Raw genomic sequence first — 17,597 nt, 5'->3', positions numbered from 1 at the left:
CTCATCATTACATTCTATTACTTATATCGGTTAGACTAGAACTTTTTTTTAGAGACTTTGTCCAAATTATTTAACATAATTCCTGTTCCTTTAACAACACAGTGCATAGGATCTTCTGCAACCAGTACAGGAACATGCAATTCTTGAGATAATAATTCTTCTAACCCGTCTAACATCGCTCCGCCACCTGTCAAAATAACACCACGATCAATAATATCTGCGGATAATTCTGGAGGAGTCTGTTCCAAAACCGTTTTGGCTGCTGCTACAATTGATAAAATCGTATCGGATAGTGCTTCTTGTACTTCACCTGACGAAATAGTGATCGTTTTAGGCAATCCACTCACGATATCACGACCGCGAATATCCATTTCTCTTTGCATACCACCCGGACGTACGGTTGCAATATTGATTTTGATATCTTCTGCTGTACGTTCACCGATCAGCAATTTATATTTATTTTTGATATGTCTGATTATAGATTCATCGAATTTATCTCCAGCAACTTTTAGTGATGCTGAAGTTACAATATCACCCATCGATAATACAGCGATATCTGTTGTCCCTCCACCGATATCAATAACCATATTACCACTTGGTTCAAAAATATTCATACCTGCTCCGATGGCTGCTGCTTTAGGCTCTGCTTCTAAAAATACTTCTTTAGCACCGCTACGTTCTGCTGCTTCACGAATCGACTTTTGCTCCACAGAAGTAATATTCGTCGGTGCACAAATCAGAATACGAGGATGGCTATACCAGCTACGAGCGCCTACTTTGTTGATAAAGTGTTTGAGCATTGTTTCTGTTACTTCAAAATCTGCGATAACTCCATCACGAAGCGGACGAATAACAACAATATTTTCCGGTGCCCGACCGATCATACGTCTTGCTTCTTCACCGACAGCAAGTACACGTTTGGTTGTTGTTTCTATAGCGACTACTGAAGGTTCGTCTAACACGACACCTTTTCCTTTTACATGAATCAAAACATTTGCTGTACCTAAATCGATTCCAATATCCTTGCTGAACATATCAAGAGCCTCCAAAAGTTCGTATTTCCGGTAACAAAGCACCGTCCGTTATTTTATACTTTTACATCATCTGAGAGCCTATTCACTGGTTATGTTTGAAATGTTAACGAATCAACGTTCTCCGGCAACGATCAGTTCAGCGAAAAAATTATGTATATGGGCCCACTATAAAATGAATGCAAAAGGCTGACTTATTAAAATTAGCATAATTACCAAGGGTATTCAACGCCATTGTTCGTCATTTTTGGAAAAGAAACTGTCATATATAACAAAAGAGCCAGACTATGATCAGTCTGACTCTTTAATATACGTGAATTACGATATCAAAAGCGATCTAATGTTCGCCTATAGATACATTAAATTCATATACTTTTTTTTAAGCAAGTGTTGGTTGAACATTCAAAGTAGCTGTGTTTACTTTTTCGTTTTTGTCAGAAAAAGCAGCCATTTGTTCTTCTACCGCAGGTGTAGGTTCTTGAGAAGGTTCTGCTTCTTCCAAGCGCCAAATATCTGCTCCCAATCCAGACAACTTTTCAGCCAAATGCACATATCCACGATCGATATGGTGCGTTCCGCTCACTTCTGTTGTTCCTTCAGAGATCAACCCTGCACAAATCAATGCAGCTCCTGCGCGCAAATCAGTTGAGCATACTTTCGCGCCCACCAGACTTGCTCCGCCTGTCACGATCGATGTTCTACCTTCAATACGAATCCCCGCGTTCATCAGGTTGAACTCATCGACATGCATAAAGCGATTTTCAAATACAGTTTCACTAATAATACTGGTTCCTTCAGAAGCAAGCATTAAAGCCATCATCTGTGCTTGCATATCTGTAGGGAAACCAGGGTAAGGTAAAGTTTTTAAGTCGACAGCACGAAGTAGCTTATCTGCAATAACCTGCACTCCATTTTCGTCTGGAATGATTGTAATACCCATCTCTTCCATTTTAGAAATAACAGGACCCAAATGATCAGCGATAGCACCTTCCACGTACACGTTACCACCAGTGATAGCTGCGGCAACCATATATGTACCTGCCTCAATACGATCAGGTATAACTGTGTGTTCTGTACCGTTAAGAGATTCTACACCTTCAATACGAATAACACCTGTACCTGCTCCGCGAACAATAGCACCCATACTGTTAAGGTAGTTAGCCAAGTCTACAATTTCAGGTTCTTTAGCTGCATTCTCAATCGTTGTAGTACCTTCTGCAAGAGTAGCTGCCATCATAATGTTTTCAGTAGCGCCTACGCTAGCTACGTCAAGATAAATCTTCGCTCCACGAAGTCTACCATCACATTTTGCTTCGATGTAGCCTTGCCCCAAATTAATCTCTGCACCCATAGCTTCAAAGCCTTTAAGATGCTGATCAATAGGTCGTGTACCAATCGCGCAACCGCCTGGTAAAGAAATACGAGTTTTACCCAAGCGAGTCAACAATGGACCCATAACCAAGAAAGAGGCACGCATTTTGCTTACCCATTCATACGGTGCTTCACAAGAAGTTAATTCTTCTGCATTGACCTGAATAGTCTCATCTTGGTATGTAACAACCGCTCCTAGCGATTCTAATACCTTACTAATCGTCATTACATCGTCAAGAGAAGGTGCGTCATGAATAACACTTACACCATTTTCTCCAAGTAGTGAGGCAGCAATAATTGGAAGAACAGAATTCTTAGCTCCGCTAACTTTAACACTTCCTGTTAATCGCTTGCCACCGCGGACGATAAATTTGCTCATTAGGGTTCCCTCCGCGCGTCATTTTGCTTATCCGGCATTACACAATGACGAATCAGATCAAGCTGAACATAGTTGCATACAGACGATTGTATCTGTCTGTTATTTAGTCTAATTCATCTTTCAGATTCGTGTGATTGTACAATACCCTATTGCATAAATTTTAGTTTTTAATGTAGTAGGTGAGAATCATACAACTGTTTGGTTTCAAAAAAAATAGTCTAACACACTTATAACCACACTGTTCACATTCAAAACATAAATCGGATAGACTGTGTCCAGCGGATATAATCCAGCAGGAAGTTGGATACGAAATGCCCGAGTACAATCGACAATAACAAATGGAGCAATTTGCCGGCAGCACTTTTGGGATAACGAATCAGTAGATCAAGTTTTAAATTTTGTAATGCCCACCAGGACAGACCAATACAAAGGAGCGATATGAATATGGATAGTAAACCGTTCACACCGACAGCGGACACTGTATCTACCGTACTCATTTTTGAAATAGCTCCCTCCTTTATTGCTTACTCATTAATCATCCTTTTATACGGACTATTCTATAATACTTGCACAGCGTTAAAGAATCTAGTCCCAAATTTACAAAAATCAGCATTTTCTTGTCATATTGGTGTTATTTCAGAAAATAACTGCATTTTTGAAGCATTTTTCTCAGCAAATCAATAAATGTTACTGAAATAAAAATAGAAAAGATACGCCTAAAGACCTAACATCTGTTACTACACAATCATTCTCAAATATGTGAATCTCTAGTATATATTCAAAACGAACTTACCTATAATAGCATAAGCCATTTTTATAGACAAATTAAAAAATAAAAACCGGACCCTATATAGCGGCCCGGTTATATACATTTAACGGTTCTCACCAGCTGAAGATACTTTAAGACGATTCATTGCTCGTTGTAAAGCAAGTTCAGCGCGGCGGAAGTCAATGTGATCTTGAGTCGACTTGTTGTTGAGACGGCGCTCAGCACGTTCTTTTGCTGCTCTTGCACGTTCAATATCAATATTGTTCGGCAATTCTGCACTATCTGCCAACACTACTACTTTATCAGCACGAACTTCTAGAAATCCACTCTGAATAGCTACCACTGTTTCTTTCCCATTGACTTTGTACACCAATGGAGCGACTTCTAGTGGAGTAACCATCGGAATGTGACCTGCTAGAATCCCAAGTTGACCTTCTACACCTGTGGCTCTTAATTGATCCACCTGTTCGGAAAACACCAGACGTTCAGGTGTTACAATTTCCAATAGAAACGTGCTCACTTTCATCCCTCCTCACGTTTTGCAGGCATATAATTTACAGTGTTTTTGCTTTTTCCACTGCTTCTTCAATCGTGCCTACAAAGAGGAATGCTGCTTCTGGAAGATCATCATGTTTGCCATCCAAAATCTCTTTGAAGCTACGTACTGTTTCTTTAACAGGTACATAACGTCCTTTGATTCCAGTAAACTGTTCAGCAACATGGAACGGTTGAGACAAGAAACGTTGAATTTTACGCGCACGCGATACAGTCAACTTATCTTCTTCACTCAATTCATCCATACCCAGAATTGCAATAATATCTTGTAGCTCACGGTAACGTGCTAAGATTTGCTTAACACCTTGAGCGATATTGTAATGTTCTTCTCCTACAATTTCAGGATTCAAGATACGTGAACTGGAAGCAAGTGGATCTACTGCTGGGAAAATACCCATTTCAGAGATTTTACGTTCCAAGTTCGTTGTTGCATCCAAGTGAGCAAATGTAGTCGCAGGAGCTGGATCGGTATAATCATCCGCTGGTACATAGATCGCTTGAATCGAAGTAACTGAACCTTTTTTCGTAGAAGTGATACGCTCTTGCAATTGACCCATCTCTGTTGCAAGTGTAGGCTGGTAACCTACCGCAGATGGCATACGTCCTAGCAATGCAGATACTTCAGAACCTGCTTGTGTAAAGCGGAAAATATTATCAACGAACAACAATACGTCTTTTCCTTCTTCATCACGGAAATATTCAGCCATTGTCAAACCTGTCAAAGCAACACGAAGACGTGCACCTGGAGGCTCGTTCATTTGTCCAAATACCATTGCTGTTTTGTTGATAACGCCTGATTCTCTCATCTCGTGATAAAGGTCATTACCTTCACGAGTACGTTCACCAACACCAGCAAATACAGAAATACCGCCATGTTCTTGAGCAATATTATTGATCAATTCTTGAATCGTTACTGTTTTACCTACACCAGCACCACCAAACAGACCGATTTTACCACCTTTAGCATAAGGAGCTAGCAAATCGATAACTTTGATTCCTGTTTCAAGAATTTCAGCTTGTGTAGACAATTCGTCAAATTTAGGAGCTTGACGGTGAATCGGGTTTTTGATTTCAGCTACAACATCACCAGCTTCATCGATAGGTTGACCTAATACGTTAAATACACGACCTAACGTTACGTTACCTACAGGTACTGAAATAGGAGCACCTAGATCAAGAGCGTCTAGTCCACGTACTAGACCATCTGTGGAAGACATTGCGATACAACGGACAAGATTATCGCCCAGATGATTCGATACTTCAAGCGTCAAGTCGATTTTGTTACCGTTATCCAGCGTAGTTTCGACTTTGAGCGCGTGTAGGATTTCCGGAAGTTGACCACGTTCGAATTCTACGTCTACAACCGGTCCCATTACACTTACAACGCGACCTTTGTTCATTATCGTTTTCCCTCCTACTGACTTGCTGTATGCAGCGATGTCATCAAGCAATGCTATTGCACTTGCTTGTACATAATTATAGTAATAAGCCGTATTAGCCTTGTGCGTTAGCTCCAGCGACGATCTCGGTGATCTCTTGTGTAATCGATGCTTGACGAGCACGGTTATAGACAAGTCTTAGATCTTTGATCATTTGAGATGCGTTCTTCGTTGCGCTACCCATGGCTGTCATTCGAGCACCCTGTTCACTAGCTTTACCTTCAAGCAAAGCATTGTAGATCAGTGTTTGTGCATATTTTGGCAAAAGAACTTCCAATACACCTTCTGCTGAAGGCTCGTATTCATAGCTTGCTTTGAGTTTATCTTCTTCTGCAACTTCTACAGATTCCATTGGCAACAAACGAGTTGAACTTGGAACTTGTGTTAATGCATTGATAAACTGGTTATAACATAAGTAAAGCTCATCGTATCTGCCTTCTTCGTATCCTTTAACAGCCTCGTAGGCTAGGGATTTGATATCGGCATAGGTCGGAAAGTCGGTCAATTCTGTCACTTCTTCTGTGATAGGAAGATTACGGCGACGGAAATAATCGCGTCCTTTTCGTCCAATGATGAACAATTCGTACTGATCTGTCGATGTATGATTTTCCTTGATCTGATTGCTAACATATTTGAGCATGTTGGCATTATAACCACCCGCAAGTCCACGGTCGGAAGTCACTACGAGATAAGCGATCCGTTTAACAGGACGCTTCTCCAACATCGGATGATATACGCCTCTTGTTCCAGAAGCAATACTCGCAACCACTTCACGCAATTTATCGGAATATGGGCGTGCTGCTTGTGCCTTCTCTTGTGCTTTACGAAGTTTGGAAGCCGCAACCATTTCCATTGCTTTGGTGATTTGTTTTGTATTTTCTACACTTTTAATCTGACGTTTGATCTCGCGCATACCTTTAGCCATATGATTTCACCACCTTAACCCTCTGAAAACAAGTTCAAAGTTGTTTCCTGAATCATGGTTGACCACAGTCCGACAGATTAGCTATCGGAGCTGTAGCAACTTCATTACAGAACATCTATTTTCGATCAAATGAAATTAGTTGGAGGTAGCAAAACCTTTTTTGAAGGTATTGATTGCATCTACCAATGCTTTTTCATTATCAGCAGTCAAATCTTTTGTATCACGAATCGATTGTAAAACAGCATCTTGGCTGCTTGTCATATAAGCAAGGAATTCAGATTCAAAGCGGCGTACATCTGCAACCGGAATATCATCCAAATGACCTTTAACTGCTGTATACAAGCTTACTACCTGTTGTTCTACTAACAATGGTTGGTTAACACCTTGTTTTAGAATTTCCATCATACGTGCACCACGATTTAGACGGGACATTGTTGATTTATCAAGATCAGATCCGAACTGGGAGAACGCTTGAAGCTCACGATATTGAGCAAGATCTAGACGCAGTGTACCTGCAACCTTTTTCATTGCTTTGATCTGAGCGGAACCACCAACACGAGATACCGAGATACCAACGTTAATCGCTGGACGTTGACCCGCATAGAACAGATCAGCTTCCAAGAAAATTTGTCCATCTGTAATCGAGATTACGTTGGTAGGAATATAAGCAGATACGTCAGAAGCTTGCGTTTCAATAAATGGCAATGCTGTTAAAGAACCGCCACCTTTGGCATCACTAAGCTTAGCCGCACGCTCTAGCAAACGGGAGTGAAGATAGAACACGTCACCCGGGAATGCTTCACGACCTGGTGGACGACGAAGTAGCAAGGACAATTCACGATAAGCTGCCGCTTGTTTGGACAAATCATCATAAATAATCAAAGCATGCTCGCCTTTATACATAAAGTATTCACCCATTGCACAACCTGCATATGGAGCGATGTATAGTAGTGGTGAAGGATCAGAAGCAGCCGCTGTTACGATAATAGTGTATTCCAATGCGCCATGACGACGAAGTGTTTCTACTACTTGAGCAACAGTGGATTGTTTTTGACCAATCGCTACATAAATACATTTTACGTTTTGACCTTTTTGGTTAATGATTGCATCGATAGCAATCGCTGTTTTACCTGTTTGACGGTCACCGATAATCAACTCACGTTGACCACGACCGATAGGAACCATCGCGTCGATCGCTTTGATACCTGTTTGCATAGGCTCATGAACCGATTTACGGTCAATAACACCAGGTGCTCCGCCTTCAACAGGACGGAATTCTGTTGCAGCAATAGGTCCTTTACCATCTACAGGTTGACCCAAAGGATCGACAACGCGACCTAGAAGAGCTTCCCCTACAGGAACTTGCATAATACGTCCTGTGCGTTTTACTTGGTCGCCTTCACGAATTTGTGAATACTCCCCAAGAATAACAACACCGACATTATTGGATTCCAAGTTCAAAGCCATACCCATTACGCCGTTAGAGAACTCAAGAAGTTCGCCTGACATTGCATTTTGCAAACCGTATACACGGGCAATACCATCACTTACTTGGATAACTGTTCCAACTTCAACGACTTCAATATCGTTTTTGTATTGCTCGATTTGACTTTTAATCAATGTACTGATTTCTTCAGGTCTGATACTCAAGTCAGTCCCCCCTATCTACTGTGCTTGTCTTTGAAAAGACTTTTCCAGACGATTTAACTTGCCTGAAAGACTTCCATCGTACAGCATGTCTCCGATGACGACTTTAAGTCCGCCAAGAAGAGTTTTGTCTACAATATTTTGCACACGAATTCGTTTGCCTGATAGTTGTCCGAATCTAGCAGTCACTTCTGCTTCTTCACGCTCATCTAAAGGATAAGGTGTATACACAAAAGCATCGACTACTTTAAGTGTTCTACTGACGATTGCAGTATAACTATTCAATAACTCGCCAAATATGCCATATCGTCCACGCTCGATCAACAATGTAATGGTATGAACCAGCGGTTGTGATACTTTCCCTGCAAAAGCAGTTTCAATCACGCGACGTTTGTCTTCAAAAGATACATTTGGTGTTGCTATAAAATTGCGAAGATCTGCATCTTGTGCAAAAGCTTCAACGATTGCTTTTAGTTCTTGTTCTGTCTCTTCTACAGTGCCATGTTCAGATGCAGCTTCGAAAAGGGCTTTGGCATAACGCGTAGATACTACTGTATCGCGGCTCATTGTCTAATCCCTACTTCTTTCAGATAGTTGTCAACCAACTGATCTTGGGCTTTGGCATCCACTTCTCTTTCCAGTACTTTAGAAGCGATCTGTACAGAGACGGCACCGATTTCACTGCGAAGTGCAGCAACAGCTTTATTTTTCTCGCTTTCGATTTCACGAGCCGCTTCTTCTTTAAGACGCGTCGTTTCCTCTTTCGCTTGAGTAATCAATTGTTCCGCTTGACGATTGCTCGTCTGACGAGATTGCTCAATAATATCTTGAGCATCCTTACGTGCTTGTTGAAGTGCAGCTTTTTGGTCTTCGACATATTGAGCTGCTTGACTGCGTGTTAATGCAGCTTCATCCATTTGCTGTTTAACCAGCTCACGTCTTTTCTCCATAACAGAGAATAATGGACCGAATGCATAACGGCTTAATAACCAATATAAAATCAAGAAAGCAATAATTGTAACTACAAGACTGCTCCATACAAAATGCAAATCAGCTCACTCCTTCCTCAAAACATCTAAATAATTCTCAGGTACCCTACACGCTAAAAAGAAGGCGCGGATGGCTGTGGCCTTCCCCGCCAATGTGTGCTTGATTTACGCTGCTGCGTAGAAAATGAATGCCAATACTACACCGATGATTGGCAATGCTTCTACCAAACCTACACCGATAAACATAACTGTTTGCAATGTTGCTTTTGCTTCTGGTTGACGAGCGATACCTTCAACCGTTTTACTTACGATTAGACCGTTACCAATACCTGCGCCCAATGCGCCCAAACCTACTGCGATAGCAGCTGCTAGAAATGCTAATGCTCCCATTTAAAAATCCTCCTTAAAGATATGTGAGATAGTAAATTTATATTGAGCCCGGTATGAAGGTTATCCTACTTCCGAACTTTGAACCCTTACACAGTGACTGATGATACCAACTATTCAAAAGTTGCCGAAACGTGCCGATAGTATTTTAGTGATCTTCTTCCGTCTCTAGTGACTGTGATATGTATACCATAGCCAGGATCGTGAAGACAAAGGCTTGGATAGAGCCAACAAAGATACTAAATCCTTGCCATACAATAAGACCTACAACCGAAGCGATAGCTCCGTACCAGACGCCTGACATTTTAAGCAATACAGCAATAAGAACTTCGCCGGCAAAAATATTACCGAATAGCCGCATACCGTGTGTCAAAAGTTTGGAGAATTGTTCGATCAAGTTGATAGGGAAAAAGAAAAAGAACGGTTTGAAATAGTGTTTGAAGTATGACTTCGTATTTCTGACCATCCCTAAATAATGGACAAGAACGAATACGATTAGTGCCAGACCCATCGCTGCTCCAGCATCAGCTGTAGGTGATTTCCACCAAGCGACTTCCACACCATGACTTCCTTTTGCCAGTCCATCCACTACAGATGTTAATGGTTGACCAAAAGCAGTAGCTTTTTCTACGCTTGTATAATCGAACACTAAACCAAATGGAAGCCCAAGCATATTGCTAACAAAGATGAACATAATTAAAGTCAAACCAAGAGAAAGAAAAGGCTTTCCTTTTTTGTAGTCCATCGTGCTCGAAATTAGTCCTTGAACGAATTCTACGACCCATTCCATAAAGTTTTGCAACTTGCCTGGATTTTCTACCGATAGATTACGTGTTGCTAGTTTTACTAAAATAAACACTACAGCACAACTAACAATCAACGCAATAATGATAGATAAATCAAAATCGATCCCCCCGACTTTTATCATCGGTGATTCATGCATTTTTCTCACCCCTTTCATTATCGGAGTTATCACGCTCATGGCGAGAAAGGAAATAACCGATAACAATTAGCGCGAATGGTGCGAACACCAGACTGCCAGCTAGGGCATGAATTTCAAACAAATGCGGGAACTCAATAGCAAGTACTACCGCTCCGATCGAAATTGCTGCACGTTGTGCAAACCCTAAACCCTTCGGTCCTCTTCTACCTGTTGCTGCTGCTTCAGTCATCATACTTACTTTTTTAGCTAAATATTTGGTGTTGATATAACTGACTGCCGAACCAACGATCATCCCAAAAGCAATCGGACGAGATTGAGGCAGGAATGCAACTGCTAAAAAGCAAAGAGCTAGAAAAACAAAGGTAGTCCGGGTCAGCCAATAAATGTAACTTGGTATTTCATTCATTCGTTTCCCCCACTATTTTCTTAATGATAAGAACAATACCGAAAATACCTAGAATCATACCTGCAAGTACTCCGAGTCCGGTTCCTATTCCTGAGCTATGCCATACTTTATCAAGCCAAGAACCGAACCAGAATCCGGCGAGTGTACATACAGCTAAATCTATTCCAATCACACTAACAAGTCCAACCGCTTTCCACGGACTTGAACTTGAATTGCTTGATTTGGGTTCATCTGCCATTCTACACTCCACCCTCGGAATCCCAGTTCATTGTACTGAATCGGCTAAGCCTTTGTCAAACCATCTTCCTTTAGCACATTAACGCAAGACTTTCACAGAACATCGTTGATATGAAGCGTTTCATCACGCTAACCCTACAGTACCACTGTATACTGTGAAATCATTTTTCACAATACGGCTGTGGGACCTTTTTTGAACGTTGTGTGAAACTCTTCAGGACGATCCTCTAAAATACCATAATGATGCAAAATCGCATTGACAATCCGCGGCGATGCCTGACCATCACCATAAGGATTGGAAGCTTCACTCATCGAAGCATACAGTTCAGAGTCACTCAGCAATGCATGAGCACGCTCGTAGATCTTCTCTTCATCTGTACCTACCATTTCAAGTGTACCTGCTTCTATTCCTTCTGGACGCTCTGTGGTATCACGTAGCACCAGTACAGGAACACCGAATGAAGGCGCTTCTTCCTGAAGTCCACCTGAATCCGTTAAGATCAGATGGGTATGCGGATAAAAATTATGCAAATCGACAACATCCAGAGGATCGATCAACTGAATGCGCGGATGATTGCCTAATATTTCATGAGCAGGTTCTTTCACTGCTGGACTTGGATGAACTGGATACACGATCGCAATATCTTCAAATTCGTCAGCAATACGCTTGACCGCGCGGAAAATATTACGATGCGGTTCGCCTTGAGATTCACGACGATGTGCAGTCATCAAAATCAGACGTTTACCTGCTGCCCATTCCAAAACAGGATGATGATAATCAGGCTGTACAGTATATTGAAACACATCTGTAACAGTATTGCCTGTGATATACACGCTTGACGGCGATTTATTTTCTTTCAATAAATTACCTGCTGACCAGCTTGTAGGTGCAAAGTGTAAATCAGCAAGTACACCTGTCAATTGGCGATTCATTTCTTCAGGATACGGGGAAAGCTTGTTCCACGTACGTAATCCTGCTTCAACATGACCCACATTAATCTGCTGCATAAATGAAGCATAGCTCGCAAGAAATGTAGTCAACGTGTCTCCATGAACCAGAACAATATCAGGCTTCACTTCTTGCAGTACTGGCTCTAAACCACTAAGTACACGCATCGAAATTTCGTTCAGCGTCTGACGATCTTTCATTACATCTAGATCATAATCTGGAGTAATATTAAAAACTTCAAGCACTTGATCCAACATTTGACGATGTTGCGCAGTAACGCAAACGATTGACTCAATATGTTCAGGATGCTTTTGCAGTTCCAGAATCAATGGAGCCATTTTGATTGCTTCAGGACGTACACCGAAAATCGTCATTACTTTAATTTTTTTCATAAGTCTGAGATTACCTCGCTTTACTTGGTTCCGTACAAACGGTCTCCGGCATCGCCGAGTCCAGGTACGATATATCCATGCTCATCCAATTTCTCATCTAATGCAGCAACATAAATATCTACATCCGGGTGAGCGTCTTGAACAGCTTTGACTCCTTCAGGAGCAGCGATAAGATTCATCATTTTGATCTGAGTGCATCCACGCTTTTTGAGAACATCAATAGCAGCAATCGCAGAACCGCCTGTTGCTAACATCGGATCAATCACGATCAATTCACGTTCTTGCACGTCAGTAGGAAGCTTCACATAATATTCAACCGGTTGGAATGTTTCTGGATCGCGGAACAATCCTACATGTCCAACTTTAGCAGCCGGCAATAATTTAAGTACGCCATCTAGCATACCCAATCCTGCACGTAAAATAGGAATTAGACCCAACATACGTCCAGAAATAACTTTGCCTTCTGTTTTGATTACAGGTGTTTCTACCGGAATTGATTCAAGTGGAATATCACGTGTGATTTCGTAAGCCATCAATGTTGCTACTTCGTCAACAAGCTCGCGGAAATCTTTCGTGTTAGTCTGTACATCACGAATAAATGTTAATTTGTGTTGAATTAAAGGATGATCGCATATTACTAATTTTGCCATAGTTTTTCCCTCCGGTACTTTTCAATAATAAACATTAGCTACATCCTATTTGCTATCACATCAGGTTTTGTGGCCATTCCACAAAGCAAAAGGATCAGGGGAATTCTATGTTGCCCCACAAACCTCGTCTATTATATCATTCCCTGTGGGCAATTTCATCCGATATCCTGTCGAATTATTTCTTTTTACTAATGAACACTTTAAGCATCCCTCAGAGCGCTTCAAATACATATGATTTTTGACATAGTAAAATATATTAAACGTAATGAGTTTATCAATATAACGCTTACATTTACCAGATAAAAACAAATTCTACATCATTTCCACCCAGTCTTTTCTATTATAATGGTAAATTGCTTAAATGGGAGTAAATCTTTCAAATTTTTTTAAAAAAATAATGAAAAACCGACAGAAATAAGAATTTCTGCCGGCAAAGTACAAATTAATGATATATAAGTAACTGTTTATTCACTTTTAAATTAATAATTCATTTGTTGATACAAAGGAAATTGACTTGTAAGTTCAGCTACTTGTGCACTTGCTTTGGCAAGAACAGCTTCATCTTTAGGAGATTTGAGTGTCATCGCAATAATCTGACCGATCTTCACCATAGCTGCTTCATCCATACCGCGTGATGTTGCCGCAGGTGTTCCTAGACGAATACCACTTGTAATAAATGGACTTGTTGGATCGAAAGGAATAGCGTTTTTGTTCGTTGTAATGCCTACCGAATCAAGTACATGCTCTGCTTCTTTACCTGTGATATTTACGCTGCGTGTATCTACAAGCATCAAGTGATTATCTGTACCACCAGACACGATCGTCAATCCTTCGTCTACTAATGTTTGCGCAAGCACTTTTGCATTTTTAACTACATTTTGAGCATACGTTTTGAAAGAAGGATCTAAAGCTTCGCCAAATGCTACTGCTTTGGAAGCAATTACGTGCATCAATGGGCCACCTTGTGAACCTGGGAATACTGCTTTATCGATCGCTTGCGCCCATGCTTTGGTACACATAATCATACCGCCACGAGGTCCGCGAAGTGTTTTGTGTGTAGTCGTTGTTACAAAGTGCGCATGAGGTACAGGGCTTGGATGTTCTCCAGCCGCAACGAGACCAGCGATATGCGCCATATCCACCATAAATAGTGCTCCTACATCATTTGCAATCGCAGCTAATTTTTCAAAATCAATCGTACGCGGATATGCACTTGCACCAGCTACGATCATACGAGGACGGTGTTTGAATGCTGCTTTGCGAACTTCATCATAATCGATTAAGAATGTATCTTCTTGTACACCGTAAGCGACAAAGTTATATAACAATCCAGAAGCATTTACAGGGCTACCATGTGTTAAATGTCCGCCATGTGCAAGGTTCATCCCTAGCACTGTATCACCTGGTTTGAGCGCTGCTAGATACACTGCCATATTCGCTTGTGCACCCGAGTGAGGCTGTACGTTAACATGTTCTGCACCGAATAATTGCTTCGCACGATCACGAGCGATATCTTCAACTACATCGACATGTTCACAACCACCATAGTAGCGTTTGCCTGGATAGCCTTCTGCATATTTATTTGTCAAAACAGAACCTAACGCTTCGATAACCGCTTCACTAACAATGTTCTCAGAAGCGATCAATTCGATATTATCGCGTTGGCGCTTCAGTTCAAGTCCCATTGCTTCCAGTACTGCCGGATCATTCTTTCTTAATTGCTCCATCATTGTTTAATTCCTCCTAGAGATCGGTTGGATAACTGCTTTTGGATTGCTTATTTAAAAGTATAGATCACCTATTTGAGCTTATCGATCTGCGTGAACCATCGGTGTGTAGACTGCGCGTTCGCCACCAATTAAAGGAGGACGTGTACGAGCTGCATTGACTCTAGCTTCGCCTACAAACCGAATCGAAGGTCGATAAGGGACAGCTATTCTTTTCAAATGCATACCGATCAGAGTCTCCCCAAAATCGATACCTGCATGAGCTTCTATCTGTTCTGCCAAACAAGGATGAACAAATGTCTGATACGCATACGTTGCCATCGACCCACCAGCTTTGGGGATCGGTACTGCGGCGACTTCATTATAGTTGTAATGATCCAGTGTGTCTTGTTCCATCACTAGAGCTCGGTTCAAATGCTCGCAACATTGAAAAGCCAAACGAAATCCATATTCTGCTTGAACTTCACGAATGCCTTCTACTAAGGCTTCAGCTACATCTAATGTACCTGCTGTCCCGATATGCTTGCCTGCGATTTCACTTGTACTTCCACCGATCACCAGCAACTTGTTACTGCCTAGTCCAGCTTCTTCTGCTAGCTCGCGTACAATGGCTGCGGCATCCAGACGAATCTGTTGTATTTTTTCCTGTTTACTCATCGTTCAATCCTCCTTGTGCTTTCTTAGCTTATTCACTATCTGCAAAAGGTACGTGTACAATGCACTCGTTTTTTATTATAGCGTAAGCATAGGGCTAACTGCGACAACAAGATTGAAGAAAGAACGATAACATGCAAAGAACAAAAAAAGAGCACAACGTGCGCGAAAAATATCGCACGTCTGCTCTTTTGCCCAGGCGACCGGCCGTATGTTCCGATGCTCCATCGTGGTTCATCTCCACTCTCGTCGCCAGTTACATCGGATCTCTCTTATGATTTACATCATAAGACATGTTTTTCGTAAAATCAATATCTATTCTAAAATTAACGACTACCTTATTGTGTCCGGTACGCTTGAATTTTGTCGAGTAGCTTTTCTAAAGCATTACGAATATCGGCTGCTGCCACTTCATAATCATCACGACTACCACCAAAAGGATCAACAATATCAAAGCTTGGAATCCGCTGTTGAATCTCGATCAAACGCTGACGATCTGCCGGATTGACTTCTTCGCCTAATGAACGATTCATTTCGATCGTTGCATATAAGCTGTCCAGTTCTTTGAGATCGCGTAGCACTTTGTGATCATTTTCAGCGTATTCTTTCAACGTGTATACTTTGCCTGCCGACTCTGGAAAATTACGAATCACATGTTGCTTGTGACTCCCTGTTAGTGTGAGTATGAGATCTGCCCAATGAATAGTTGCTCCAGTCAAAGAGGAAGATAATAATTGTTCATGTATATTATGATCTTTGAGAACCGCGTCGGCATGACGGGATACAGACATTCCATCTACAGCAGCTACACCGGCTGAACGAACCTCCACATCGACACCGCGCTCGCTTGCAAGCTTACGCATAAAACCTTCCGCCATAGGACTTCGACAGGTGTTACCGGTACATACGAACAATATGTGATGCATTCTCTGTACCTCCCGTATCATTATAATGTGAGACTTGGATTACCGGAAATATAATCATTCCGTATCAATCATTATACCAAATTTGACGCATGTATTCACTATTTTCACACATAAATAATCTGACCGCCTGCAGCTTTGGATAAACGGTTCATTACCGCTACTCCCATACCCTGTTGATCACAACCTTGCGCCATAATAAATGTAACCCCTTCGCTATCGAGCGTACGTAAAGCTCCATACAATCGATTCGCTGCTTCAGCAAGAGAATCACGACTGCCTAGCGATAATATTACGGTATTCGTACTATTGATGTTAGTCTCATCAAACACAAGTACGCCTGTTTTCTCGCCACGTTCTTGAGCTTGTGCAATCTGTTGCTGTATATAGTGATTAACTGCTTCGTCTTGCTCTCCCATTACAATCGTCATCGATCCTTGAGGAGCATAATGTGTATATTTCATCCCTGGCGAACGCGGAGTAAGTTCAGATGAAGAATCTTGTAGTGCAGGATCACGTATCACTTGAGTAGCAAATGAGGACAATTGTTCTTCTGTCACACCACCCGGACGCAGAATCATAATGGTGTGATCATCTTGTACGTGAATAACAGTCGATTCAACCCCAATCCCTGCACTGCCTCCATCGACTACTCCATCGATAACAGCGGATAAATCTTCCATTACATGCGCGGCTGTGGTTGGACTAGGACGACCTGAGCGATTTGCACTAGGCGCCGCCAGAGGACATCCAGAAGCGCTAATCAATCCTAATGCTATTGGATGATCTGGCATACGAATAGCGACTGTACTTAATCCTGCTGTCACAAGCGGAGAAACCGTATTAGGACGTACAGGCATGACCAGTGTTAACGGCCCAGGCCAGAAATGATCCATCAATGTCTGCTCCAAAGGTCGAATCTCTGACACCAACGATCCCAATTGATCCGTATGCGAAATATGCACAATTAACGGATTATCTGACGGTCTTCCTTTGGCAGTAAAAACAGATGCTACCGCATCTGTATTGCGGGCATCTGCTCCAAGTCCATATACCGTTTCTGTAGGAAAAGCGACAATACCACCATCTGCCAAGATCTGACCGGCTTCGCTTAATTGTTGTTCTATATGCTCTGAATGACGCACATCCCAACATGTACACAGAGAATTGGCTTGAATCGCTTGAGGCTTTTCACTGCTATTCTCTGTCTGGTTGTTCATCATG

19 protein-coding genes and 1 riboswitch are annotated in these 17,597 nt (G+C 41.7%); all 19 genes read right to left on the bottom strand.

The annotated features are described in order from the left end of the window. Nucleotides 1–35: 35 nt before the first annotated feature. Nucleotides 36–1,034 (bottom strand): rod shape-determining protein MreB, encoded by a 999-nt coding sequence (gene mreB / locus ACFSGI_RS21745; RefSeq protein WP_204826284.1) that lies wholly within the window; start codon nt 1,032–1,034, stop codon nt 36–38. 376 nt (nt 1,035–1,410) lie between these two features. Beyond that, entirely contained in the window at nt 1,411–2,781 is a 1,371-nt protein-coding gene (gene murA, locus ACFSGI_RS21740; protein ID WP_204826283.1) for a UDP-N-acetylglucosamine 1-carboxyvinyltransferase, read from the bottom strand. Nucleotides 2,782–3,029: 248 nt separating this feature from the next. After that, complete coding sequence (locus ACFSGI_RS21735; RefSeq protein ID WP_204826282.1) at nt 3,030–3,278, bottom strand: DUF1146 family protein; 249 nt, start codon at nt 3,276–3,278, stop codon at nt 3,030–3,032. A gap of 375 nt (nt 3,279–3,653) precedes the next feature. Further along, on the bottom strand, nt 3,654–4,070 hold the full coding sequence (locus ACFSGI_RS21730; protein ID WP_204826281.1) for a F0F1 ATP synthase subunit epsilon: 417 nt from the start codon (nt 4,068–4,070) through the stop codon (nt 3,654–3,656). Nucleotides 4,071–4,104: 34 nt separating this feature from the next. Continuing rightward, entirely contained in the window at nt 4,105–5,505 is a 1,401-nt protein-coding gene (gene atpD, locus ACFSGI_RS21725) for a F0F1 ATP synthase subunit beta (RefSeq protein ID WP_204826280.1), read from the bottom strand. Between the two features lie 94 nt (nt 5,506–5,599). Continuing rightward, nucleotides 5,600–6,469, bottom strand: coding sequence for an ATP synthase F1 subunit gamma (gene atpG / locus ACFSGI_RS21720; protein WP_204826279.1), 870 nt, complete (start codon nt 6,467–6,469; stop codon nt 5,600–5,602). A 135-nt stretch (nt 6,470–6,604) separates the two neighbouring features. Further along, complete coding sequence (atpA, locus tag ACFSGI_RS21715) at nt 6,605–8,119, bottom strand: F0F1 ATP synthase subunit alpha (RefSeq protein WP_204826278.1); 1,515 nt, start codon at nt 8,117–8,119, stop codon at nt 6,605–6,607. Between the two features lie 15 nt (nt 8,120–8,134). Beyond that, nucleotides 8,135–8,683, bottom strand: coding sequence for a F0F1 ATP synthase subunit delta (locus ACFSGI_RS21710; protein ID WP_204826277.1), 549 nt, complete (start codon nt 8,681–8,683; stop codon nt 8,135–8,137). After that, nucleotides 8,680–9,165: a F0F1 ATP synthase subunit B gene (gene atpF / locus ACFSGI_RS21705; RefSeq protein WP_069328675.1), complete on the bottom strand. Its 486-nt coding sequence runs from the start codon at nt 9,163–9,165 to the stop codon at nt 8,680–8,682. The genes ACFSGI_RS21710 and atpF overlap by 4 nt, the downstream gene beginning before the upstream one ends. Before the next feature lie 105 nt (nt 9,166–9,270). Beyond that, the gene (atpE, locus tag ACFSGI_RS21700) at nt 9,271–9,495 is read right to left on the bottom strand and encodes a F0F1 ATP synthase subunit C (protein ID WP_069328676.1); all 225 of its coding nucleotides are present in this window, start codon (nt 9,493–9,495) and stop codon (nt 9,271–9,273) included. Nucleotides 9,496–9,640: 145 nt separating this feature from the next. Next, on the bottom strand, nt 9,641–10,435 hold the full coding sequence (atpB, locus tag ACFSGI_RS21695) for a F0F1 ATP synthase subunit A (RefSeq protein WP_204826276.1): 795 nt from the start codon (nt 10,433–10,435) through the stop codon (nt 9,641–9,643). After that, nucleotides 10,428–10,841 carry an ATP synthase subunit I gene (locus ACFSGI_RS21690; RefSeq protein WP_204826275.1) on the bottom strand — a complete coding sequence of 138 codons (414 nt, stop codon included), beginning with the start codon at nt 10,839–10,841 and terminating at the stop codon, nt 10,428–10,430. The genes atpB and ACFSGI_RS21690 overlap by 8 nt, the downstream gene beginning before the upstream one ends. Next, on the bottom strand, nt 10,834–11,079 hold the full coding sequence (locus tag ACFSGI_RS21685; protein WP_204826274.1) for an AtpZ/AtpI family protein: 246 nt from the start codon (nt 11,077–11,079) through the stop codon (nt 10,834–10,836). The genes ACFSGI_RS21690 and ACFSGI_RS21685 overlap by 8 nt, the downstream gene beginning before the upstream one ends. Before the next feature lie 167 nt (nt 11,080–11,246). Next, nucleotides 11,247–12,419 carry a non-hydrolyzing UDP-N-acetylglucosamine 2-epimerase gene (wecB, locus tag ACFSGI_RS21680; protein ID WP_204826273.1) on the bottom strand — a complete coding sequence of 391 codons (1,173 nt, stop codon included), beginning with the start codon at nt 12,417–12,419 and terminating at the stop codon, nt 11,247–11,249. A 20-nt stretch (nt 12,420–12,439) separates the two neighbouring features. Next, on the bottom strand, nt 12,440–13,069 hold the full coding sequence (gene upp, locus ACFSGI_RS21675; protein WP_069328681.1) for a uracil phosphoribosyltransferase: 630 nt from the start codon (nt 13,067–13,069) through the stop codon (nt 12,440–12,442). Nucleotides 13,070–13,548: 479 nt separating this feature from the next. After that, nucleotides 13,549–14,799 (bottom strand): serine hydroxymethyltransferase, encoded by a 1,251-nt coding sequence (locus tag ACFSGI_RS21670; RefSeq protein WP_379284363.1) that lies wholly within the window; start codon nt 14,797–14,799, stop codon nt 13,549–13,551. Nucleotides 14,800–14,877: 78 nt separating this feature from the next. After that, nucleotides 14,878–15,453: a TIGR01440 family protein gene (locus ACFSGI_RS21665; RefSeq protein ID WP_204826272.1), complete on the bottom strand. Its 576-nt coding sequence runs from the start codon at nt 15,451–15,453 to the stop codon at nt 14,878–14,880. A gap of 183 nt (nt 15,454–15,636) precedes the next feature. Next, a riboswitch (ZMP/ZTP riboswitch) is annotated at nt 15,637–15,720 on the bottom strand. Between the two features lie 68 nt (nt 15,721–15,788). Continuing rightward, on the bottom strand, nt 15,789–16,376 hold the full coding sequence (locus ACFSGI_RS21660; RefSeq protein ID WP_204826270.1) for a low molecular weight protein arginine phosphatase: 588 nt from the start codon (nt 16,374–16,376) through the stop codon (nt 15,789–15,791). Nucleotides 16,377–16,480: 104 nt separating this feature from the next. Further along, nucleotides 16,481–17,593, bottom strand: a complete 1,113-nt coding sequence (locus ACFSGI_RS21655; RefSeq protein ID WP_204826336.1) for an L-threonylcarbamoyladenylate synthase — start codon at nt 17,591–17,593, stop codon at nt 16,481–16,483. Between the last annotated feature and the right edge of the window lie 4 nt (nt 17,594–17,597).

This window comes from Paenibacillus nicotianae, assembly GCF_042681745.1.
Taxonomy (GTDB): domain Bacteria; phylum Bacillota; class Bacilli; order Paenibacillales; family Paenibacillaceae; genus Saccharibacillus; species Saccharibacillus nicotianae.
The sequence above is the reverse complement of the archived record's forward strand: the minus strand, read 5'-3'. Positions and strand labels throughout refer to the sequence as shown.